This is a genomic window from Endozoicomonas sp. SESOKO1 (genome assembly GCF_024606265.1).
GTDB lineage: Bacteria > Pseudomonadota > Gammaproteobacteria > Pseudomonadales > Endozoicomonadaceae > Endozoicomonas.
The window spans coordinates 42,388-64,927 of the sequence record NZ_JAHHPP010000379.1; the positions used below are offsets into that span (position 1 = coordinate 42,388).

Genomic DNA, 22,540 nt, shown 5'->3' on the forward strand with positions numbered 1-22,540 from the left:
GTGAATAAAAATTCATTTCTTTGTGGTTAGGCTCTATAATTGCCGCATATTTCAGAACTGTTTTTTTTTAAATGCTGCGTCACTGAAGGCTTTCGGTCTATTGCAAATCGGCAGGCAGCATTTTCCTGAAAGGTTATTAGACGACTATGACTAGCCAAAAACAGGATGCCCTGGTTCGTTCTTTCCGCCAGTTGCTTAAAGAAGAGCGCTGCGGCTCCCAGAGCCAGATTGTCACTCTTCTGCAGGAGCAGGGGTTTGACAATATCAGCCAGTCCAAAGTATCCCGCATGCTCAGCCGTTTTGGTGCGGTCCGGGCGCGCAATGCACTGAATGAACTGGTCTACTGCCTGCCCCCTGAGCTGGGTAAGATGGATTCCAGTATCGCGGTAAAAGACCTGGTTGAAGAAGTTGACCATAATGAGTCCATGATTGTGATCAAAACCAGCCCGGGTGCCGCCCAGATGATTGCCAGGCTTCTGGACTCCATTGGGGTGAAAGGTGGGATTATGGGCTGTGTGGCGGGGGATGACACGATTCTTGTCGTCCCCGCCAGTGTTCAGGAGATTGAAGAGATTACGTTGAGTATTTCTGGGATGTTTAACTGAGTTTGCCGGTTTGCTGTTGAAATATGGGTATTATTCAGAGGCTTTTTTTTCGTCAAAATACAGTGATACGCTACTGGCTGGAAAAAAGATTTTGTTATCATCCGGAATTTTTTTGGGGGGCGATGAGTAAAGTAATGGTGAATTTCTGGATATTTGGGATAACAACCATTTTTCGTCGTATCTCAATCGGCCTCGAATCTTACCCTGTTTCAGGTAGACGGACGGCTCTATTCCCAAGGCTACTTCATTAGCAGGGATTTTGAAGCTGATAAAAAGTAATCGTCCGGTATTGAGATAAAAACACGCCTGTCCCGATAGTGGGAATTCCGGTTTTGGGGTATTTCTCAGGCTGACAATATCGGTATTAATTTGTTTGTTAAACAGTGATGAAATTACATCATAAACCTCCTTCTGATCCTTGGTTAAGTAAAGGTATTTTATAAGTTCTCTTGGTGGCTCTTTTTTAAAAATTTTTATACTGTTCTGGGCAAGACAAAGGGGGTTGGGGGAAATATGTTGCCGCGATTCTTTCATAAAGCACCAGGCAGGCATTGAGGTAACTCGCTTAATCATTGCTTTATCATCAAATATCAGGTTACCGGATAGTACGTAATTTTTCTGAAGTATTTTTGCCGCTATTCCCTGTGTGGCTAAATTCTTTTTGAAGAATACCTGGATGCACAACAAACTCCCCTTGGGGGAAATGCTGGCAAAACCTGAACTAAGGTCATCTTTGATGTATTCAAAGTTAGCGGTTACCTTCTTTCCCCTCAGCGCCCTGAGCGTCCTTATAATGGCCGAGTGGTTGACAGAGGGTATATCAAGTAATGCGGGTATTGCTTTGGCTGAAGGAGCCTGGCCAACACTGGTGGTATCTGATCGCAATTTATCCACTTTGCATTTGGAAATGCATTTGGAAATGGCTTGCGTCAGAGTGGCGTTTTTTCTGACCGACTCACCCTTATCAATGGGCGCGGGATTGTCAATGAGGGGCGTTCCCCCTAACGTACTTGGAGACGGTGGTTCATCTGTCCCTGATAGAACAATATACTTTCTGCCTTTGACTATTTGCAGAATAGCTTCGCATATTGGCTCTTCGTCAAGCCCGGGGCCGTTGTCAGGAGCAACAGATATGTCGTGAAAGGCTACTGTGCCCATTTTTTCCAGCTCTGATGAGGTAGGAGTCCACACGGATGAGACAGTGAGGTGCGTTGATGCAGTGGTATCAGTACATACCTTTGTTTCGAGTGGATTGATACTTTCTGTTTCACGACCCAACCACAACGGGCGTTCGGCCTGGGGGGCAGGGTTGTACTGTGGCCAGCACGAGGCAACCACTATTGATGTTATTGATGCTTGATCCATAATTGCGAGCGTTACTTGATTGAAGCTTACTTCGATATTGTATGAACTAATTAAGAAAACATAAGGAGCAAATAGTTCCCGGTGTAGCTACTTAGTTGGCAGGCTTGCCTACTGGTGGAGTTTTCCTGTTATTATTAGGCCTTTTTCAGGGCATTGATAAGTATGAATCAGGCGACACTGACCGTTGCTAAAGTGTCTGACCCGACTGTTGTGATAACCCTGCGGGGAAGCTGGACGGTCAGTGGTGTTTTGCCAGCCCTGGATCAGCTTTCTGCCTTGCTGGATTGTGGTCAATTAAAAGCCGTTGCCTTTATTACCGGTGATGACTTTTCATGGGACTCCAGACTGCTGGCCTGGCTATTGGCTTGCCAGCGAATGCTTGAATCCTCCCAATGCCAGTTCGATCTCAGTGGTATGCCTGAGGATGTAGGCGATCTGTTCAGGCTTGCTAATACCGTACCTCCCAATAAGGCGCTACCACAAAGACACCAATCCCTGTTTCATCACCTGATCAACCGGGTCGCCCGCCTGGGGGATGAGTCGATGGAGCTGCTGGCATTTACCGGCGATCTGGCACTGTCCCTGTGCTACTGGTTATCCCGTAAAGGATCCGCCCGCTGGTCAGATATTATTAACTTCTGCCATCAGTCCGGTCCTTCTGCTTTGCCGATTATCACGCTGCAAAGTATTCTGATCGGGATGATTCTTGCTTACCTTGGCATGGTCCAGCTGCGGCAGTTTGGTGCCGAAGTCTATGTTTCCAATCTGGTGGGGGTTGGCATGGTGCGTGAAATGGGGGCATTGATGACGGCGGTGATCATGTCCGGTCGGACCGGTGCCGCCTATGCCGCCCAGCTGGGCACCATGCAGGTGAATGAAGAGATTGATGCATTAATAACGCTGGGTATAAAACCCATGGATTACCTGGTGTTACCAAGGACGCTGGCTCTGATCCTGACCATTCCCCTGCTCTGTCTTTACAGCAATATTCTGGGCATGATTGGTGGTGGCCTGGTCGCTACCAGTATGGATATTACCTGGTTGATGTACCTTTACCAGCTCAGGGATGCTATCTCATCCGGGGATATCATGACCGGTGTTTTCAAGAGCTTTATCTTCGCTGTATTGATTGCCATGGCCGGGTGTCGTGCTGGCCTGGCTTGTGGTCGCTCATCTGCAGCAGTAGGTCAGGCGACTACCAATGCGGTAGTGACGGCCATTATATATCTGGTGGTGGCAGACGCCGGGCTGAACATCCTTTTTTATCACCTGGGAATCTGAGCATGAGTCAGCTGAGACAGGAAGTGGTGATTGAAGCCTGTGGTTTGACCATGAAGTATGGTAGTAACCTGATTCAGTCCAACCTGCATTTTCAAATCAGCAAAGGTGATGTATTTGTCATTATGGGGGGCAGTGGCTGTGGCAAGAGCACGCTCCTGAAACATATGATTGGACTCTATGAGCCAGCAGAGGGTGAAATCCTTTTTAGTGGGCAGAGTTACTTTTCCGCCACTGCAAAGCAGCAGTTGGCAATGCGTAAACGCTGGGGCGTTACCTATCAGGGGGGAGCGTTGTTCAGTGATAAAACACTGGCAGAAAATGTTGCCCTGCCACTGGAACAGTATACGACACTGACAAGTAAGGATATTCGGGATATGGTGCACTATAAACTGGCGCTGGTGGGGCTGGCCGGTTTTGAAGCTTTTTATCCATCCCAGATCAGTGGTGGTATGTGCAAGCGTGCAGGGTTGGCCAGAGCCATTGCCCTGGATCCGGATATCCTGTTTTTTGATGAGCCTTCGGCTGGACTGGATCCCCTCAGTGCCAGACGGCTGGATGACCTGATTTTGCAGTTAAGAGATTCAACCGGTGCTACGGTCGTCATCGTCACCCATGAGCTGGCCAGTATTTTTGCCATTGGCAGCAATGGGGTCTACCTCGATGCCAGCACCAGAACCCAGCTGGATACCGGGTCTCCCGAATATATGCTTAACCACAGTAAACACGACGTGGTCCGAGAGTTTCTTTCCAGAGGCGCCGGAGGAGGTGAGTATGCAGACGAGTGAAGGTATAAAGCGACTCAGTCAATTAGTGAGGCTCGCTTTTCCGAGAGAAATTTATGAATAGAAAATCCCTGTCGGTATCTGTCGGTCTTTTTGTCATTCTAATCCTGACCATGACGATTGCCCTGGTGCTGTTTCTTAATGCAGGTGGCTTTTCCCGGAACGATGTCCAGCGTTACCAAATTCTGTTTGACAGCTCGATAAAAGGCCTGAGTGTCGGCGCGCCGGTCACTCTGCGTGGCGTTAAAATTGGTGAGGTAGTCAGTATCAAGTCCAAGCTGTATCACAATCACCAGAAGGTCTTGAATGTGGTCACTATCGATCTGTATCCGGATACCATCAGTGAGCAGGGAAAAGGCAGTGGGCATAATGTACTGGGACAGTTGATCAAGCAGGGGCTCAGTGCCCAGATTGGGCTGCAGAGTGTATTGACCGGATTGCTGTATATCGAGGTGGATCTGTTTGACTCTGCCCCGGAAATGCAGCCGGTGGCTACTGAGTATCCGCAGATTCCCACCGTGCCCAACAACCTGGAAGAGTTTATTGAGCGGTTCGAGAGCATTAATATCGCAGAAATGGCCAGCAGCCTGACAGAAGTTCTGGATAATCTGGCCAGGCTGACCGGTGATGATCGCCTGAACAAACTGATTGACGATGTTGATCAGGCATTTGTCAGTATGGAAGCGATGTCCAATGAGATGAGCGCCGACATGGCAGGCATTCGCAGTGAATTTGCCTCCATGTCACAGGATGCCGGGGAAGTGACCGCATTACTGAAAGCCCAGTTGCCTGCCGCCACACAGCAGCTGAATGCAACCATGCTGCAACTTCAGGAGACCATTTCCGTCGTAGAAGGGACGCTGGCTCCTGACTCTCCACTGGTATACCAGCTGACGCAGAGTTCAAAAGACATCAGTCGTGCTTCCAGGGCCGTGGTCGATCTGGCTGACATGCTGCAACGTCAGCCTGATTCGATTATCTTTGGCAGACAATCAGGAGACTCCCGGTGAGCAGTTACCTCGGTAAATTGAATATTGTTATGGGCCAGAGAACTGCTGCTGCAAAGGCTTTCTTCCTGATCATTTTGCTGTCGGGCTGCTCAGTCAATAATCCAACCTATCATGATTATACGCTGGTACCGGCAACGGTTTCACAACCCAAAAAAGTGCATGCAGACATGCCCGCAACACTGGGGGTTTTTCCGGTGAGGGTTGCTGGTTGGCTGGACAGGAAAAATATTACCTGGAGTGAAGGAGATGTTCGTTTACAGTCCTCTGTTAACGATCACTGGGGAGAGCCTTTGCCAGAGCTTCTGACACAGGCGATGGTACAAAATCTGCGTAAAAGGGTTCACTCTGCCAGTTGGGTAAGCTCAGGTCCCTGGGGCCAGGATAAACGCCCGGAAGTGGTGGCGTTTATTGATGTTCAGTCCATCGCGGTGGTGAACCGGCAGTTGCGGATCAGCGTTGCCTGGACGCTGGAAGGGCAGGACCGACAGGTTATTACCCAGCGGGAAAAGGTCTATGCCCTGTCGCTGGAGAGTGGTGATTCTACACAAGCTTTCGTGCAGGCATTAAGTCAGGCCTGGGGGACGGTTGCAGAGGATATGATTCAGGGTTATTTTGACAAACAGGGGCGCAGATGAAGATATTTATCTATTTCCTGCCCTGGCTTGTGGGAATAGGAGAAGTCCCGTTTTCTGCAGCCCCTGAAATGATTGCCGTTAATGTGTTCAAGCAGTACAAAGTCGCCAAGAGCCTTTAAATCAAGGTTTTTCAGCTTACTGTCAACGATGGGAAAGTAAAGACCCCGGGCATCAATGACATTCATAATGGTACCAGAGTCGTTGACGGTAATGACTGGCTTTTTCAAGACCCTGGCGACCAGGGGGACTATGATGGTATCCATCCACTCGCCATCACATTTGATGGCCTCCATGCCTGTCATGCCACCGGGCCGGGAATGACCTGTCAAGTAGACGTAAAGGACTTCCTCCGGCACAGGATCCTGCGAGCTTTCGTGCCCATTGAAATGTAAATGATTGTTTTCGTATTCCTGTAGCCATTGTCTTGCTTCTTCATATACCTGTTGTCGTAAGGTCTTGGCATTCCAGTCCAGGCATTGCCCATATGGCACAAGGGCAGCATGGAAAAAACAGTCGCCATTGCCAGGGACATCGACAATTTCGTATCCCTGGCTGTCCACAATGTCGGCTGTACTGTCATGATTGAAGCTGAAAAACTCCGGTATATTGATACTGCGGGGCAATCCCGTCGGTGGCAGGGCATTCAGGGCACAATCTATGGAAACCGCAGTAATGGCACCATAAACGAAGGCTATGGCGGGGAGTTCGGCAAATATCGCACTCAGGGTAATGGCTGCTGACACGACGGCGACAGACGTTGAGATTACACAGACTGCCCAGCGTTTCCAGCTGGCCTGTGGTTGGCCTGTCGGGGACGTATCACCGTGCCGATCAGCAGCAACGCTGGATGAAGTGATTGGTAACGCCTGCATCAAAAGGGCCTCATCTGAGTTTTGAATCACTCCCGACCTTATTACTCCGCATCCATCCGTACGTTTGGTTCAAACGTTAGTCAATAGTTCCCAGAAGGCGTCTTGCGGCCCCAACCACGGTGTTAATCGCGTTGGGCTCAACACTGGCCAGCTTTACCGTATCCGGTGTTTCATTGCAGGTTCGGTTCACGATAACCCCGGCAACGCATCCGGCCTTAAGCCCCATCGCCGCACACATGGTCAGAAGGGTTGCAGACTCCATTTCATAGTTCAGCACCCCCAGCGACTGCCACTCTTCCATAGAACCCTGCAGCTCTTTCCTGACCCGCCGGGTGAAGGTGTCATAACGTTCCTGGCCGGGGTAGAACGTGTCACTGGAGGCGGTAATACCGGTCCAGTAATTAACACCGCTTTGCCCGGCAGTATCTACCAGTGCACGGGTACACTGGAAGTCAGCAACGGCCGGGTAGCTGAGGGGAGCAAAATGTCGGCTGGCACCATCCAGTCGAACGGAACCGGTAGTGACAATCACATCGCCCACATTGATATGGGGCTGGATGGCACCGGTGGTGCCCACCCTCAGAAAAGTACAGATGCCCAGTTGTGCCAGCTCTTCTACAGCAATAGAGGTCGAAGGCCCGCCGATACCGGTTGAGCAAACCACTACGGATTCACCCTCCAGCTCACCCCGCCAGGTGGTGAACTCCCGGAGGCTGGCCAGTTTTTTCGGGTTATTCATCAGTTCAGCAATGCGTTCGACCCGTTCCGGGTCACCGGGGACAATAGCCAGTCTGGCACCATTGAGAGCCTTCCTGGTCAGGCCGAGATGAAAAACTTCGCTGCTGCTCATATTATGCCTCCGGATACACACGTTGAGTCATTGAACTTTATTTCATGGAATCCATCATAGACCTATCTATCGAGGGTATTTATCGATCTGAATCAATATTTGATCCAATTGAGATCCCGGTTTTACGCCTGCCCTGCAGTCCTTCAGAGCCTATCCGATGATATAAGGACAACTTTGCGTCTATGCTGGTAGTCAACTGCTGGCATACCAATAGAAAAATGGACAATCCATGTCACCTGAAAACAGAATCACTTCCAACCGGGCGTTTATTTTTGCTATTGCCGGGGCTGCCATCGGTTTGGGAAATATCTGGCGTTTCCCGTATGTAGCCGGTGAAAACGGGGGAAGCCTTTTTTTTCTTCTGTATATCATGTTTGTGGTGCTGCTGGGGCTGCCGGTAATGATTGCCGAGATTGTTGTTGGGCGTGCGGGGCGTGCTTCACCCGCCAGCAGTCTGCGGCAGTTGGCGGTCAGTGCAGGCCATACCAGGCACTGGAGCAAGCTGGCCTGGATCGGAACGCTGGCTGCCACGATGATTCTTTCTTTCTACAGTGTGGTGTCTGGCTGGGTGCTTCACTTCTTTTTCAAGTCGCTGTCGGGGGACCTTCCTGCAAACAGCATTCAGGCAACATTGATACATTTCCAACAGCTCCTGGAATCACCCTGGCAAGTGGTTTTATACCACGGTCTATTCATTGTTATGACGGTTGCCATCAGTGGCCGAACCATTGCAAAAGGTATAGAGCAGTTGAATAACTGGCTGATGCCCCTGATGTATCTGATTCTGTTGGTCCTTCTGATCTATGCCAGCCAGTTCAGTGGCTTTGCGACAGCCCTTGATTACCTGTTTGCCTTCAGGTTTGAGGCGGTTAGCCCGGGTGTGGTGCTGGAGGCCATGGGGCATGCCTTTTTCACCCTTGCTATCGGGGCCTGCTGCCTGATGGCTTATGGGGCTTATATGCCTGAAAGGCAGTCGGTGGTTAAGGCAGTATTGGTTGTTGCCCTGCTGGATGTCCTGGTGGCGGTGCTGGTGGGTATTGCAACTTTTGCAGTGGTGTTCAGTGAAGGGCTTTCAGTAGCAGAAGGTCCCGGGCTGATGTTTATCACACTACCGGTTGCATTGGCCCAAATGCCCTTTGGCTCACTGGTGCTGCCCTTGTTCTTTCTGCTGTTGGTAATGGCTGTCTGGACATCTGCAGTTAACCTGGCTGAACCCCTGGTGGTGATGATGAGTCGCCTGTGTTCTGGTTTTCGCACAGCAGGAGCCTCGATAGCCGGTGTTATTATATTTCTGGCTGGGTTAATACCCGGCCTTTCTTTCAGTGTCTGGAAGCAGATTTCTGTTGGTGACAACACACTTTTTGATCTTTATACCGCCTTTGCCACCCAGGTCATGCTGCCGGTCGTTGGGCTTCTGGTGCTTTATTTTTGTGGCTATATCATGGAAAGAAACGTGCTGATTGAACAGTTGGGAATGCGAGGCAAGCCCCTGAAAATCTGGCAGCTCCTGATTCGCTGGGTCAGCCCGGCATTGCTATTGATGGTCATTATTGGGGAGTTGTTGCAATTTTGACCTGAGGTTAAACCAGGGATTTGATCAGTGCCGCCACTAACATGATAAAAATTAATATCATGGCGATTTTGGCAAGCTTGCCTTGCTGTTCATCAGTAAGTGGTTTGCCATGACGCTCGGTCAGTTTCACTACAACAAACAGGGTGATAAACAAAAGGACTAAAATAGAGATCAGGTTCATAATCCACCAATAAATAACGGGCAGTAGTCGTACTGCCCGTTATTGTAAATAGCCTGAAGATTTATTGCGTGGCTTATTTGTCTTCGGCTGCTTCGTTACTCTCTTCCTGGTCTTCAATGCTGATCAGCTCAATATCAAATACCAGAACGGAGCCTGCTGGAATGGTGCCAACGTCCTGGTCGCCGTACGCCAGCTCAGCGGGAATGGTCAGGCGATATTCAGAGCCAACCGGCATCAGGGCAACGCCTTCCGTCCAGCCCTTGATAACGTTTGCCAGGGGGAAAGTCGCTGGCTGGTCTCTTTGCTTGCTGCTATCGAAAACAGTACCGTCAGTCAGTGTACCCGTGTAATGAACGGTAACGGTGTCGGCTGCGGTCGGTGTTGGGCCGTCTCCCTGCTTGATCACTTCGTATTGAAGACCGGACTCAGTCACGGAAACACCTTCTTTACCGGCGTTATCTTCCAGATATTTGGCACCGGTTTTAAGGGTCTCTTCACGCTTCTCCCTGGCTTTTTCCTGAACAACGGTGTTCATCTTCTGTTCGTGAACCCGGAGGGCTGCGCCCATCTCCTCTTCGTTCATTCTGGTTTGATCGGCGAGGGCGTCCAGCAAGCCCTGCTGAACCAGCGCACGGTCAAGCACAACACCGAGCTCATCTTGTTGCTTCAGTGTCTGACTGGCGAAGTTACCAACAGAGGCGCCAATGGCGTAGGCCGCTTTCTGATCTTCAGTGTTTAACTCAACTTCAGGAGCCTGGGTAGTCTTGTCCTGACAGCCTGTTGCCAAAAGTACAGCCGCTGCCAGAGCAGATATTTTAATAGCCTTCTTCATATCGGTTTCCATGGTTTCTGGCCAGAAGTGACGAATTGGCCAAGACAATCTTGCCTGTATCAGGAGTAAAGTTAAGAAAAACCCAATAATAATGGCACAGCCTTTACGTCAGTTGAACTAAGATAGCGAAATATTTTCAAATGTGCACTGCCATTTGCCGCAGTCGTCTAAAAGGACCATAAATATCCGGGTCAGAGCGTGTCCACTAAAATACCCGGAGCTTTTTGGTTTTGGTCGGTAGAAAACGCGTAAGATTGGCCGCCTTGATACGGCAGCCGCTCATAAACACCTGACAGAAGTCACAGATATCATCAATGTTGGACGAACACTGGACAGACACCCATTCGCTTTTCATATTCACCAGGTACAGCCTGTCCGTATCACAGGCCAGCATCAGAATCTCATCAGGAATAACAGGTACCCGGGAAGTGAGCTGGATCATGATATAGCCCGGGGTTCCGCTGGCCAGCGCCCAATGCATCTCTTTCAAGGTATCGGCCACCTGGTCTTGTATACGGGCTTTTCGTCTAAAGGACTCTTCATCGCTCACAGGTAACCCGAGCAACTGCTCGAACGTCCGCCTGGAAGTGAGGTTTATCTCGTAGTCTGGGTAATAACCAAGGTTGCTCAGGTGGTCAACCAGGCGATCTTCGGTCAGTTGTGGGTTGCGAAAGTTGTTGTCAATCAGGTTGTTCAGCAGCACAACCTGACTGGCAGCCACTTTGAGGATACGCTGCAGACCGAGGCTCTGGGCGGCCGCAAGAAGCTTTTCCTTGTCGCTTTTTAACTCTGCCCCGGTCCCCATATCCCTGGGAGGGTAATCCCGGATAAACTCCTTGATATTGATTTTATCCAGGCCTTCGGCATCCGGTTTTCCTTTCTGGGTTGGCCGGACAAATATGGCCTGGGTAGGCTCAGCGGTCAGGGTAAGGAACTGCAGGTATTTCACCAGTTGGGTACCGCTGGCAAACACCCGGAAAGTCAGGCGTCCAAGGGGATTTCTGGCCAATGGCTTATCGTTAGTACATAGCCATGTCAGACGATCCCCGGACGGGTGACGGAAAATTCGCGATACCGGCGAGACCTGTTGCAGCAACCCCGATTTACTGCTCGGCCGTCGACAGACGAAGGTAAAAAAGAACAGATCCCCGGGGGCCAGCTGATCAAGATGTTGTTGCATCGCGGTAAAGAACGCGTTGGCCTCTGCGGATTTGCCAATATTCATCTGCTTGCCACACACATAGCCTTCTCTGTCGCATATTTCCCGCCATTTTGGCACCACCCCAACGTCCATCATCTCGGTCAGAAAACTGTACCCAGACTCCTTTGCCAGGGCTTCCAGCCCACCGGGTATGGGGAACGCGCTAAACAGCCGTTCAAAGGTGCTGGTCATCTGGTAAAGGTCCAGTTGCTCCGTGGGCTGAAGGACCATTTCTGACGTTGCCGATTGAGCAGAAAAAACCGTCCGGGGTGACAACACTTCCTGAAACTCCTGCGGGATAAAGGCGAAGGCACCCATTTGGGAGAGTGCTTCGCCAACGTTTTTGTCAAGTGCTGATTTTTGTTGCCCGGCTTGTTGTACGTGTTGTTGGTCGAGTTGTTGGTTATTGTTCCACGATAGCCCGGACGGTCCCGCCACTGGTGATTCGGGTCGTTTACTGGTCTCGCCACTATCGACCACCGGGATCTGGATCGGTGCATGGTCCCCCGTTGCTTCCCGGGTTGCTGGTTCAAACATGCTCCAGTCGTAGCGCTTCACCTCTTCGGCAAAGTCAGTATCCTGGTAAAACTTAATATGGGCCGAATTACAGACAGAGCAATGGAGAATATCCCGGAACGCGAGAGAACAGGTTTTGTGGTAGGTACGTTTGCAACAGAGGGATACCATAAAGGGAGGATGCTCAATATATTGGGCACAAAGCTGACAAAACCGGCGGTCGGCAATATCGTCAGATAGCATTTTCAGTTCACTGGCCTGGCTGCTGGTACCCGGGATTGACATACTTGCTGACGGCGCACAGCTTGGGTCCACGACAACTATCCTCCCTCTATTGGCGGTATAACATCGCTTTTCTTGTGTTGGTTAACCTCAAGATGGCAATAATAGTACCGTTATGCCCTACTGGACAGCTTCCCGGGCAGGCATTGTCAACGAAATCATGACAGTGAGCATGATAAAGAGTGCAGAGATCCACAGGCACGTTGCCAGCCCTCCCCATTGAAATGCCCACCCCGACAGCACGGTTCCGGTTAAACGCCCCATGGCGTTGGCCATATAGTAGAAGCCAACATCCATCGATGCGCCTTCTTCCCGGGCAAAAGAGACGATCAGGTAAGAGTGTAGTGATGAGTTGATGGCGAATATGGCGCCAAAAATCAGCAGCCCTGCAATCAGGCTCAACTGTGGATACCACTGGCATGTGATCGCCAGTGCCAGCAATACTGACACTAACAGTAGAGTTGCCGACCAAACTACCAGCGGAAGACGGCTCTGGGTATGCTGGCTCTCAGACCCGGTAATTTTGGGTGCAATACCCTGAACCAGGCCGTAACCAATCACCCAGATGGCCATGAAACTCCCGGTTTCCACATGGCTCCAGCCAAAAACGGCACTCAGGGAGACGGGAAGGGCGATGACAAACCATACGTCCCGGGAGGCAAAGAGAAAAAGCCGGGCAGCAGAGAGCGTGTTGATGGCCCTGCTCCTGGAGAATATCCGGGTGAATTTGGGCTTGCTGCCGGCTTTGCCCATGTCTTTTTGCAGCCATACCAGGCTGCCTGCCAATACCAGGGTCAATATAGCAGCCATGGTAAACATGGCATTCTGAAATCCAATCAGACTCAGCAGGGCACCACCGAGAAAGAAACCGGCACCTTTCAGGGCATTTTTTGAACCGGTCAAAATGGCAATCCAGCGATAGAGTTTTCCAGGCTGCTGGCTGCTGACCAGGGTTTTTATGGAAGTTTTCGCGCTCATCTTGTTCAGGTCCTTGGCAATACCTGAAATAGCCTGGGCAAACATCACCAGGGGTATTGAAAGGACCTGTGCAGGGACTGACAGCATCAGCAAGGCGGTGATCTGCATGAACAGGCCGATATTCATGGTTCTGTTCAGACCGATGCGGGCCCCCAGCCAGCCGCCAATCAGGTTAGTGACTACCCCGAAGAACTCATAAAAGAGAAACAGCATGGCAATTTCCAGACCGGAATAGCCCAGCGAATAGAAGTGGAGGACCACGAGCATGCGCAGGGCGCCATCGGTCAGGGTGAAGTTCCAGTAGTTGAAGGTGATAAGCGCGTAATTTCTTATCTGCTGTTGCCGGAATTGCCTGCTATTTTCAACGTGGGTAGTCTCAGTCATCAGGAATTCTCTCTGCCAACCTTGAGCGCCAGCTCAGCCGTACGACAGGCGTAGCCCATTTCATTATCGTACCAGGCATAGATTTTGACCATGCGCTGGTCAACCACCATCGTGGACAGTGCATCAATGATTGAAGAACGCTGGTCACCACGGTAATCGATGGACACCAGTGGCTTCTCCTCATAACCAAGGATGCCTCTCAGTGAGCCCTCAGCGGCGGATTTCAACAACTGATTAACTTCCTCCACCGAAGTATCCCTGGACACGTCAAACACCATATCGGTGATTGAGGCATTCGCCAGGGGAACCCGGATAGCATGGCCATTCAACCGACCTTTCAGATCAGGAAAAATCTGGGTGATAGCGGTAGCGGAACCCGTGGTTGTCGGGATCAGGGACATGCCGCAGGCACGGGCTCTTCTCAGGTCCTTGTGGGGGGCATCCAGAATCGTCTGGGTATTGGTCAGGTCATGAACGGTGGTGATAGCGCCCCGGTCAATGCCAAGGTTTTCGTGAATGACCTTAACAACAGGGGCTATGCAGTTGGTGGTACAGGATGCGGCTGTGACAATTCGATGCTGGCTGGCATCATAGAGATGGTCATTAACCCCCATCACCACATTCAGAACACCTTCTTCCTTCACAGGCGCGGTGACGACGACTCGTTTAACGCCCTGCTCAAGGTATTGGTTAAGTTTGGCTGTTGCCCGGTGAACGCCTGTGGCATCAATTACCACATCACAATCTGACCAGTTTACGGCACCAATCTCTTTTTCCTGAGAACATTCAATTCCCTGTCCATTGATGAAAATATGCTGGTTGTCGGATGAAATGGTTTCCTGCCAGGTGCCTTGTACGGAGTCAAATTCCAGCAGGTGGGCCAGTGTTGCGCTATTTCCGGCCACGTCATTAATTCTGACGAACTTAATGTCCGGCCAGTGCCATGCGGCTCTGAGCGCCAGTCTGCCAATGCGGCCAAAGCCATTGATACCTACTTTAATCGTCATGTGATACTCCATATTTCAAGAGTTTGTGTCAGAAGGGTGGTTAGGTATTGATTCAAGGCGGTGGATATCCTGCCGGTACTCACTTTTAAGACAGTTTGAGTGGCGCAGGCCATCAACGATTTTGTTCATCCAGCCGGGCAGGTCTTTTGCCACTGAATAGAAAATCCACTGATCTTGACGACGGGTGTTTAGCAAACCGTGATTTCGCATTTGTGCCAGGTGTCTTGATATTTTGGGTTGTGGCTCATCAAGGGCAGCCACCAGTTCATAGACACACAGCTCACCTTGCCGGGCTATCAGTAGCAGACAGCGGAGCCGTATTTCATCCGCCATCATTTTAAAGAACTCATGAGGTAGCATAAAAATTACTTGAATATGTGTATATGCGCATATTCGCATATAAAAAATAAAATGCAATAAGTAATTGTTTTTTCGGAGTGATTAAGCGGTAACTGTGTTTTCAAGAGAAGTTATCATGCAACCTGGGCAGGTGATTTTCCGGAAAGACAAAATTGTGGACGTGCTGATTGGGTTCCGCTGATCGATTTCCCGGGATTTTATGATCAGGAATAATTTCGTCTTAATTTGACACTTACCAAAGCGTATCGGATATGCACAAAAATGTTCGATGGTTGTTAAGTCAACAGCCATCGAAAACCTGGTTTGCTTTCTGCATCAGTTAATCACTACTGTACCCCTCACGAAACAGTGATTCATCAAGCCCGGCTTCTATTTGTGCTTTTGATACGCGAATAGCTTTGTCTCTGTCCATATATTTCATCAGCAGATAAGAAATCACCATGGAGTATACGCTGACAAGGACAACGCCAAAGAGTTGCACTAAAAATTGTTCGACACTGGCACTAACATGATTAACCAGCTCATTGGCAAATACGCCAATAAGTACAGTACCAAGAAAACCGCCTACACCATGGACTCCCCAGACATCCAGTACATCATCCCAACCGGCTTTTCTTGGGATTTTAATCGCGTAATAACAGGTGACACCGGCAATCAAGCCAATGGTAAGAGCAGGTAGCGGCGTCACATAACCTGAGGCTGGCGTGATGGTTGCGAGTCCTGCCACTGCACCTAACAGCGGGTCCAGAAAGGAGAAGTAGCCATTTTCCCGATATGCCATCATCGACCAGGCAACCATTCCTCCGGCGCTGGCCACGCCGGTGTTGGTAAATACAATCGATGTCGTGCCTGCAGCAGCCAGAGTACCGCCAGCATTAAATCCGAACCAGCCAAACAGTAAAATACCTGCGCCAATGGCAACCAGACCCATGTTAAAGGGGCCTTTACTGGTAATTACTTTTCGAGGACCAAGCACCCATAAGGTAGCCAAGCCGGAAAATGCGGATGCTGCGTGAATGACCGTGCCTCCGGCAAAGTCAACAAAGCCCATTTGCGCCAGAAAACCGTTGCCCCAGACCCAGTGAGCTACCGGAAAATACACCAGAATCATCCAGATAATTAAGAACTTGAGCCAGGCCCCTATCGTTATTCTGTTCACGATAGAGCCCGTCATCAGAGGCAGGGTAATAATGGCGAACATTAGCTGATACATAAAAAACATCAGAAAGGGGATGGTAAGTCCATAGTGAGTGTTCACCTCAAATGTGATGTTGTTAAAGGCAAAGTATTGAAACGGATTGCCTATGATACCCAGCACATCATTACCAAACACAAGGCTGAAACCACCAAAGATCCACATCAGGGAGACGATGCCAATAGCAATGAATATTTGCAGCATGATGGTTAGCGAGTGTTTTTTCTCCACTAACCCGCCGTAGAAAAAAGCCAGACCGGGAGTCATCACAAACACCAGGACCGTTGCTATCACCATGAACGCAACATTGCCATGAATTACACCTTCGAACATAAGTCATTCACGCTATTTTGAACGTTGTTTAAGAAGCCACAGGAGGGGCAAGGGAAAGGGGCAGGCAGCTGCCCACCCACTGAAATGATTGAAACTAGGAAGGACTGTAAACACTGAGGTTAAGGTTATTGGCAATATAGCGAATCATTGCCATGGCCCTGACACTGTTGCCAGCCTCGTCCAGTGGCGGTGAAAAGCCGGCAATGGCCATCTTTCCGGGAACGATGGCGACAACACCACCTCCAACGCCGCTCTTGCTCGGCAAACCTACCAGAAATGCCCAGTCTCCAGAGTAATCGTACATACCTTCCATGGTCATTTCGGCAAGGATAGGAGCAACATTTTCAGGGTCAATGACCTTTTCTTTAGTGACCGGGTTTATACCGCCATTGGCTAATGTTCCACCGAGGGTGGCCAGGTCATCACAGCTGACAAGTGTTGAACATTGTCGTGTATAGACTTCACAGGCGTCCATCGGATCGCTGAAACAATTACCTGCTGCATACAATAGCCAGGCAATGGCCCGGTTATGAAAGTTGGTCTCTTGCTCTGAGGTATTAACATCATTCGAGAGTTTCACGTTTTGAGACATCATTTTCCTCTGGAAGTCGAGAATCATCTGCCAGCGAGACTCTTTATCGGAAGCGTCCAGAAAACTGACGGTGGACATGGCGCCGGCATTGACCAGTGGTGTCAGGGGTTTGTCCTGATGTACGGTCAGTGCCATCACCGAGTTGAATGGTAGGCCTGTTGGTTCAGCACCGATTTTTTCCCTGACCTGCTCTGCGCCTTTTTGCTGCATGGCCAATGACATTGAGCACACTTTACTGATGGACTCCAGGGCAAAACAATAATCGTAATCACCACTGTGAATGATGGTTCCGTCACAACAGGAGATGGATACGGCACATAAATCGGAAGGAACACTGGCCAGAAACGGAATATAGTCGGCATTTGCCCCGCCATTACAGGCCTTGCCTGTGTTGAGGGCTTCATCCGCAAGACGTTGCAGTTGAGTGTTGTTGAAGCTCATGACTGTGCTCCTTTTGTTTCGTCTTTCTGTTTCTCTGCCAGATGTGTTGTATGAGTATCAGAGTCACTAGGAATACCCGGGTGCGTGTTTTCAAGTTCCCAGGTAAACGGCGCAAAGTCATTATCTTCGTCCTTCCAGTGAGGCTTCCGGTTGGCATAAATAAAAAAAGGAAGGCAGACAAAAAAGATGGTAAGAGCAATCAGAATCACAACATACGTTGTTGGGCTTCCGACTGAAATCTGACCCGGTGGAATAAAACTGAAGATAAAAGCAATCAGTGATCCGATAAAGCCAATACCGGCAACGATGAACATGCCGTACCTTCCTCCGGGGATACTGTAAGGCCTTGGGCGATTTGGTTGAGAAAAGCGTAGATAGATGGCTGCAGCAAACATCAGAAGGTACATTACCAGGTAAAGAATGACGCAGAGCTGGCTGAGAATTTGATAAGTGGCCTGAACAGAAGGCATAACAACGAACAGTATCGATAGCACAGTGACAAGCCCACCCTGTAATAACATTATATGGGTTGCCATATCATGCTTATTGGTGAACTGCCAAAACCTGGGAAGATACCCTGCCTTTGCAACGGTTAATAAACCTGATGAAGGGCCTGCTACCCAGGTAACAATGCCGGCCAGAACCCCAATGGCAAGACAAACGGCCATAACCGGGGCAAGAAAGCCAATGCCTGCCCAGTGGAACATATCGTAATATGCCACAAGCAGAGACTGGGTCAGGTTAATATCTGCCTGAGGAATAACAAAACCAATCGCCAAAGTACCAAGAATAAATATGGCGACAGTCCCGATAGACGCAACAGCAATGGCCATGGGGTAAGATTTTGAAGCGTTATCAAGCTCTTTTACATGGATCGCATTCATCTCCATGCCAGCGTAGAAAAGAAAAATACTGGCAGCGAGCACAATATTACTGAAGTTGGTGAAATCAGGAAGAACATCACCCCACGTGAGTTCAATATGAATCGGCTCACCACTACCCAGGTAGCTGAACCCCAGGATCACCAGAATGGTGGCAGGAATAATCGTGCCAATCATACCTCCCCATTTGGAAACTTTTGAGAATGCGTCTACCCCTCGAAACGCTATAAATGTAGCCAGCCAGTAAATGGCCAGAACAATCGCCAGTACAAAGAACTTATTGGAAGATAAAGCCTGGTCCCAGGTTTGATCCGGCCCGATAAAAGCCAGGGAGACCGCACCAAAAGTCAATGCTGTGGGAAACCATACACTGACTTCAATAAACAGCATGAACATGGCCAGAAAAGCCAGTTGGGGACCAAAGGCCTCTCCAACCCAGCGGAATACTCCACCTTTTTCGGGCCAGCCAGTGGCCAGTTCTGCAGCGACAAGAGATACCGGTATCAAAAAAAATACAGCTGCAAAAACATAGTAGAAGATCGAACTGAGCCCATACTCAGCTTCTGCGGGTAAGCCGCGAAGGCTCACTACCGCAACGATGTTCATGATGGCCAGCGTAAAAACGGTGAGTTTTTTGGCATTGGCTTTAGGGGGGGTGTCAGCCATAGCTGCTTACCTCATTCCGCATATTGATATTCGGAACTGCCGAAACGGGGAAAAAGTGATGCTATCTCAGTGAGATAGTAATGATTAAGCCAGTGAAGTTTGGTTCGGGAATGGGGATTTTTCAAATTCGATTGGGCTTAATTTAATAGAGCGCTTTGAGAGCCCCTATTACTTGGTTGGAGGTGAAGGGAGGTTTTGAATTACATGAGATAAAGCATTGCCATAAAGACAAAACCTGGCAGGAAAAAGCCAACCAGGGCACCGGATTCTCTGTCTCCCCAATGCTTCTCAGTCACCTTGCCAGCATAGTGGATAATAACAATCCACGAAAACAGGCAGGTGGCTGCGATAATCCAGCTGGTGGGCGTCATTCCATCGATGATTTTCATCAGGTTGAACACGAAAGGTAATCCTCTGCAACATATTCACTGCTTTAGAAGAATAGACCCTTTTTAATGGGATAGGTTCCCTGGGGAGAGGGTATTAATTGAGGGCACAAAAAAGGGGCCGAAGCCCCTTGAAAATAGAGTTGGTATTACATGGCCGGATAGGTGTAAGAAGCCTGAATACCCAGTGGCAGGCCCAGCGCCCAGTAGGCAAGAAGGAAAATAGTCCAGCCGATCAGCATGGCGATGGAGTAGGGCATCATCATGGAAGCCAGAGAGCCGATACCGGAGTTCTTCACATAACGCTGACAGTAAACGACTACCAGAGGGAAGTAAACCATTAACGGAGAAATGATGTTGGAAACAGAATCACCAACACGATAAGCCGCCTGAGACAGTTCCGGAGAGATACCCACTGCCATCAGCATCGGTACCAGGATTGGACCAATCAGTGCCCATTTGGCAGAAGAAGAGCCAATGACCAGGTTAACAGTGGCGGTCAGCAGGATCATACCAATGACCGTAATTTCACCAGGCAGGTTCATGGCCTGCAGAACTTCCGCACCGCTCAGGGCCAATACCGTACCCAGGTTGGACTGGGAGAACGCGTACAGGAACTGCGCACAGAAGAACGACATCACCAGGTAAGAACCCATGGTGGACATGGTGCTGTTCATGGCGATAACGGTGTCTTTAGACTTCTTGAATGTGCCGGACACTTTACCGTAGACAATACCCGGAATGATAAACAGGATGAAAATCAACGGCACGATGGACTGCATCAACGGTGCCGAGAATGCAGTGATTTCGCCGGTCGGAGCGCGCAGTGGCGAAGCCTCGGGAATAACAGCAGCAACCAGCAACGCGATACCGGCCAGCATAGCCAGACCAGCTGCATTGAACGCCTTGCTTTCTTCTGGAGTAAAGGTGCTCAGGTCCGGTGCTTTCTCCGCATCTTCATCGAGAGTGGTCATTGCCTGCAGACGTGGCTCAATAATTTTGTCAGTGACATACCAGCCAATAGCGATGATGACAAAACTGGATGCACCGGTGAAGAACAGGTTGGCCAGCGGGTTCATCTGGAAAGATGGGTCCAGAATCTGCGCAGCAGACTGGGTAAAGCCCTGCAGCAGAGGATCAATGCCAGAAGGGATAAAGTTGGCAGAGAAACCACCGGAGACACCGGCAAATGCTGCCGCGATACCCGCCAACGGATGACGCCCGGCGGCGTGGAAGATAATACCACCCAGAGGAATAACCAGAACGTAACCGGCATCCGCTGCGGTGTGGCTGACAATGGCAACCAGAATCAGCATTGGGGTTAACAGTTTTACCGGGGTTACACTCAGCATCTTCTTGAGGCCAGTGTTGATAAAACCGGATTTTTCAGCCACCCCGATACCCAGCATGGCCACCAGAACGATACCCATGGGCGCAAAGCCGGCAAAATTCTTCACCATACTGGCAAGAAAGGCCGCAAGGGCGGAGCCCGTCAGCAGGTTTTTTACCGCCACAGTTTCACCGTTTGCCGGGTGCACCATGTCCAGGTTCATCTGGGACATCAAGGCAGACAGAACCCAGACAATAACCAGGCCATAAAGGAATAGAAGTGTCGGATCCGGCAGTTTGTTACCTGCCTTTTCAACCGCATTCAGGAAGCGGTTCATCAACTTGGAATCGCCAGATTTCACCTCCGGCATTGGAGGGGCTTCAGTTACACTCATGGATGACTCTTTTCCCTACTGCTATTTATCGAAATGGTGTTTGTGTAAAGACTTTAAAAAATCAAAGATGAGATGCGGAATGATCCAGATCAATTAAATATAATAAAGGAAAGTGAAAGGGTAATATTTAGAGATATTTTCTAATTTGATGGGTGAAATTCGAGAGATATTGCTGGTCTATTTCATACTGCTCTTTCGTTTTTCGAAGTTGAAACTCATCCATTGCTTATCCTTTGTTATTATGGCTTTCTTATCAACCCTTTGGTGTAAAGGGATTAAGCAATTTCACGATAACAGAGATCAGGTCCAGTGTGTTGTATGGGTATCGATATTCGTCATCTGAAGGATGGCTGCAAAATAGAGGACAGTAATAGCTATCGGTCGGCACGCATCAACAGCGAGGGATATTGGTGTACGTTCAGGGATGGAGCGTCTTTCTATCGCCGTTGTATGGATGGCTCAATAGTGTTGGGCGCAGAGGCGAGGCTGTTGCCTTCTAATGAGAGGGAAAAAGTGCTTGGGGAGTACCAGGGATGGATCAGGAATATTGATGCTGATGATGAAGTTATTTGGGCAAGCCAGCAGCTAACCAATAAAGATTATAAAGATGTAGTTGACCTCTATCGTAAAGTCTATCCCGAAGAAGTCACCATTCTCCCGCCAGATCGTTATGGCGATATTGTTATTATGTCGTCGATAGGTTGCCCCAACAGGCAGTGTACGTTCTGTGTCTTCTATAAAGATAAGCCTTATAAGGTTCTTAATGAACAGATGTTTGCTCGGCATCTTTCTGATGTGAAAAAGCTGTATGGCTCAAAAGTAAATTCCTCTCCTGGTGTATTTCTTGGGTCGGCAAATGCAATGGCTCTGTCCCAGAGGCGGCTGATGTACTGCTTAGCGTTAATTAAGGAAAAGCTTGGCACCTTCAAAAGAGAGGTAGGTACATTTGCTGATCCTGATTTCAGTTCAAAACGCACGGAGGCTCAGTGGTGTGAGCTGCGTGAGAGCGGTCTATGTCAATTGGTGATAGGCCTGGAAACAGGTTGGGGTGCGTTAAGAGCCAGGCTGGGGAAATCAGGAGATCTCAATAGATGTAGAAACATGGTTAACTGTGCAAAGCGGGCTGGAATCAATATTGGTTTGACGCTGCTAACCGGAGCGGCACCATGGGAGTTAAGAAAAGAAAACCTGAAACAAACGTTGATTACCCTTGAAAGCCTGGCGCTTTCCGGGGGGGATCTCATATACCTGTCACCGCTCAGCAAAAATGGCTTTGTAGACGATGCCGCTTTAGAAGAGCAAAGCGAAATGAAAGCAGTGATGATGACGATGACTGATGCGAAAGTGGTGCCGTATCAAATGCAGCGTTTTCAATATTTCATGTGAATCGAAGACGATTGTCTTTGAATTTATGTTGGGTGTTGACTTCACCAGCAAACTTCGTAGAATGCGCCGCTCTTCCATGGGCACTCTCCAAAAGAAAGTCCGGATTGCTGATAAGTATTCATCATTAATCAGAAGAAAGGTTTGTAGCAATGGTTGATTGATTGAAAGAAAAACAACCGGTTGACAAATCAAACCGGCGCGGTAAGATGCGCCTCCGCTGAC

General features: G+C 49.4%; 21 protein-coding genes. 7 read left to right on the forward strand and 14 right to left on the reverse strand.

Annotated features, from left to right (window positions below; translation table 11 throughout):
* Nucleotides 1-146 precede the first annotated feature (146 nt).
* A complete protein-coding gene (argR, locus tag KDK13_RS17225; RefSeq protein WP_257286222.1) occupies nucleotides 147-605 on the forward strand; it encodes a transcriptional regulator ArgR in 459 nt (152 codons plus the stop codon).
* A gap of 30 nt (nucleotides 606-635) precedes the next feature.
* Here the strand turns inward: argR and KDK13_RS17230 are convergent, their stop codons facing one another.
* Complete coding sequence (locus KDK13_RS17230) at nucleotides 636-1,970, reverse strand: hypothetical protein (RefSeq protein WP_257286223.1); 1,335 nt, start codon at nucleotides 1,968-1,970, stop codon at nucleotides 636-638.
* 162 nt (nucleotides 1,971-2,132) lie between these two features.
* Between KDK13_RS17230 and KDK13_RS17235 the strand changes: the two genes are divergently transcribed.
* The 4 genes from KDK13_RS17235 to KDK13_RS17250 are packed head-to-tail and all read left to right on the forward strand — an operon-like array spanning nucleotide 2,133 to nucleotide 5,678.
* Complete coding sequence (locus KDK13_RS17235) at nucleotides 2,133-3,251, forward strand: ABC transporter permease (protein WP_257286224.1); 1,119 nt, start codon at nucleotides 2,133-2,135, stop codon at nucleotides 3,249-3,251.
* A 2-nt stretch (nucleotides 3,252-3,253) separates the two neighbouring features.
* The gene (locus tag KDK13_RS17240; protein ID WP_257286225.1) at nucleotides 3,254-4,036 is read left to right on the forward strand and encodes an ABC transporter ATP-binding protein; all 783 of its coding nucleotides are present in this window, start codon (nucleotides 3,254-3,256) and stop codon (nucleotides 4,034-4,036) included.
* A gap of 53 nt (nucleotides 4,037-4,089) precedes the next feature.
* On the forward strand, nucleotides 4,090-5,043 hold the full coding sequence (locus KDK13_RS17245; RefSeq protein ID WP_257286226.1) for an MlaD family protein: 954 nt from the start codon (nucleotides 4,090-4,092) through the stop codon (nucleotides 5,041-5,043).
* The gene (locus tag KDK13_RS17250) at nucleotides 5,040-5,678 is read left to right on the forward strand and encodes a PqiC family protein (protein ID WP_257286227.1); all 639 of its coding nucleotides are present in this window, start codon (nucleotides 5,040-5,042) and stop codon (nucleotides 5,676-5,678) included. The genes KDK13_RS17245 and KDK13_RS17250 overlap by 4 nt, the downstream gene beginning before the upstream one ends.
* Here KDK13_RS17250 and KDK13_RS17255 read toward each other — a convergent pair.
* Both KDK13_RS17255 and udp read right to left on the reverse strand, forming a co-directional pair.
* Complete coding sequence (locus tag KDK13_RS17255) at nucleotides 5,651-6,580, reverse strand: hypothetical protein (protein WP_257286229.1); 930 nt, start codon at nucleotides 6,578-6,580, stop codon at nucleotides 5,651-5,653. The genes KDK13_RS17250 and KDK13_RS17255 overlap by 28 nt on opposite strands.
* A 46-nt stretch (nucleotides 6,581-6,626) precedes the next feature.
* Entirely contained in the window at nucleotides 6,627-7,400 is a 774-nt protein-coding gene (udp, locus tag KDK13_RS17260; protein WP_257286230.1) for a uridine phosphorylase, read from the reverse strand.
* Between the two features lie 229 nt (nucleotides 7,401-7,629).
* Between udp and KDK13_RS17265 the strand changes: the two genes are divergently transcribed.
* The gene (locus KDK13_RS17265) at nucleotides 7,630-8,973 is read left to right on the forward strand and encodes a sodium-dependent transporter (RefSeq protein ID WP_257286231.1); all 1,344 of its coding nucleotides are present in this window, start codon (nucleotides 7,630-7,632) and stop codon (nucleotides 8,971-8,973) included.
* Between the two features lie 7 nt (nucleotides 8,974-8,980).
* Here the strand turns inward: KDK13_RS17265 and KDK13_RS17270 are convergent, their stop codons facing one another.
* From KDK13_RS17270 to KDK13_RS17320, 11 genes are all read right to left on the reverse strand, one after another.
* Nucleotides 8,981-9,154: a hypothetical protein gene (locus tag KDK13_RS17270; protein WP_257286232.1), complete on the reverse strand. Its 174-nt coding sequence runs from the start codon at nucleotides 9,152-9,154 to the stop codon at nucleotides 8,981-8,983.
* Nucleotides 9,155-9,227: 73 nt separating this feature from the next.
* Complete coding sequence (locus KDK13_RS17275) at nucleotides 9,228-9,986, reverse strand: FKBP-type peptidyl-prolyl cis-trans isomerase (RefSeq protein WP_257286233.1); 759 nt, start codon at nucleotides 9,984-9,986, stop codon at nucleotides 9,228-9,230.
* A 205-nt stretch (nucleotides 9,987-10,191) separates the two neighbouring features.
* Nucleotides 10,192-12,018, reverse strand: a complete 1,827-nt coding sequence (locus KDK13_RS17280) for a hypothetical protein (protein WP_257286234.1) — start codon at nucleotides 12,016-12,018, stop codon at nucleotides 10,192-10,194.
* An 87-nt stretch (nucleotides 12,019-12,105) separates the two neighbouring features.
* Complete coding sequence (gene arsJ, locus KDK13_RS17285; RefSeq protein ID WP_257286235.1) at nucleotides 12,106-13,347, reverse strand: organoarsenical effux MFS transporter ArsJ; 1,242 nt, start codon at nucleotides 13,345-13,347, stop codon at nucleotides 12,106-12,108.
* Nucleotides 13,347-14,354 carry an ArsJ-associated glyceraldehyde-3-phosphate dehydrogenase gene (locus tag KDK13_RS17290; protein WP_257286237.1) on the reverse strand — a complete coding sequence of 336 codons (1,008 nt, stop codon included), beginning with the start codon at nucleotides 14,352-14,354 and terminating at the stop codon, nucleotides 13,347-13,349. Before KDK13_RS17290 ends, arsJ begins: the two co-directional genes overlap by 1 nt.
* Before the next feature lie 15 nt (nucleotides 14,355-14,369).
* Complete coding sequence (locus KDK13_RS17295) at nucleotides 14,370-14,714, reverse strand: metalloregulator ArsR/SmtB family transcription factor (RefSeq protein ID WP_257286238.1); 345 nt, start codon at nucleotides 14,712-14,714, stop codon at nucleotides 14,370-14,372.
* Between the two features lie 319 nt (nucleotides 14,715-15,033).
* Complete coding sequence (locus tag KDK13_RS17300) at nucleotides 15,034-16,242, reverse strand: ammonium transporter (RefSeq protein WP_257286239.1); 1,209 nt, start codon at nucleotides 16,240-16,242, stop codon at nucleotides 15,034-15,036.
* A gap of 94 nt (nucleotides 16,243-16,336) precedes the next feature.
* Nucleotides 16,337-17,275 carry a glutaminase A gene (glsA, locus tag KDK13_RS17305; RefSeq protein WP_257286241.1) on the reverse strand — a complete coding sequence of 313 codons (939 nt, stop codon included), beginning with the start codon at nucleotides 17,273-17,275 and terminating at the stop codon, nucleotides 16,337-16,339.
* Nucleotides 17,272-18,822, reverse strand: a complete 1,551-nt coding sequence (gadC, locus tag KDK13_RS17310) for a putative glutamine/gamma-aminobutyrate antiporter GadC (protein ID WP_257286242.1) — start codon at nucleotides 18,820-18,822, stop codon at nucleotides 17,272-17,274. Before gadC ends, glsA begins: the two co-directional genes overlap by 4 nt.
* Before the next feature lie 200 nt (nucleotides 18,823-19,022).
* Nucleotides 19,023-19,223: a hypothetical protein gene (locus KDK13_RS17315; protein ID WP_257286243.1), complete on the reverse strand. Its 201-nt coding sequence runs from the start codon at nucleotides 19,221-19,223 to the stop codon at nucleotides 19,023-19,025.
* Between the two features lie 134 nt (nucleotides 19,224-19,357).
* Nucleotides 19,358-20,932: an AbgT family transporter gene (locus KDK13_RS17320; protein WP_257286244.1), complete on the reverse strand. Its 1,575-nt coding sequence runs from the start codon at nucleotides 20,930-20,932 to the stop codon at nucleotides 19,358-19,360.
* A gap of 465 nt (nucleotides 20,933-21,397) precedes the next feature.
* Here KDK13_RS17320 and KDK13_RS17325 point away from each other — a divergent pair, with 465 nt between their 5' ends.
* Nucleotides 21,398-22,318, forward strand: coding sequence for a hypothetical protein (locus KDK13_RS17325; protein WP_257286245.1), 921 nt, complete (start codon nucleotides 21,398-21,400; stop codon nucleotides 22,316-22,318).
* The last annotated feature ends 222 nt before the right edge of the window (nucleotides 22,319-22,540 follow it).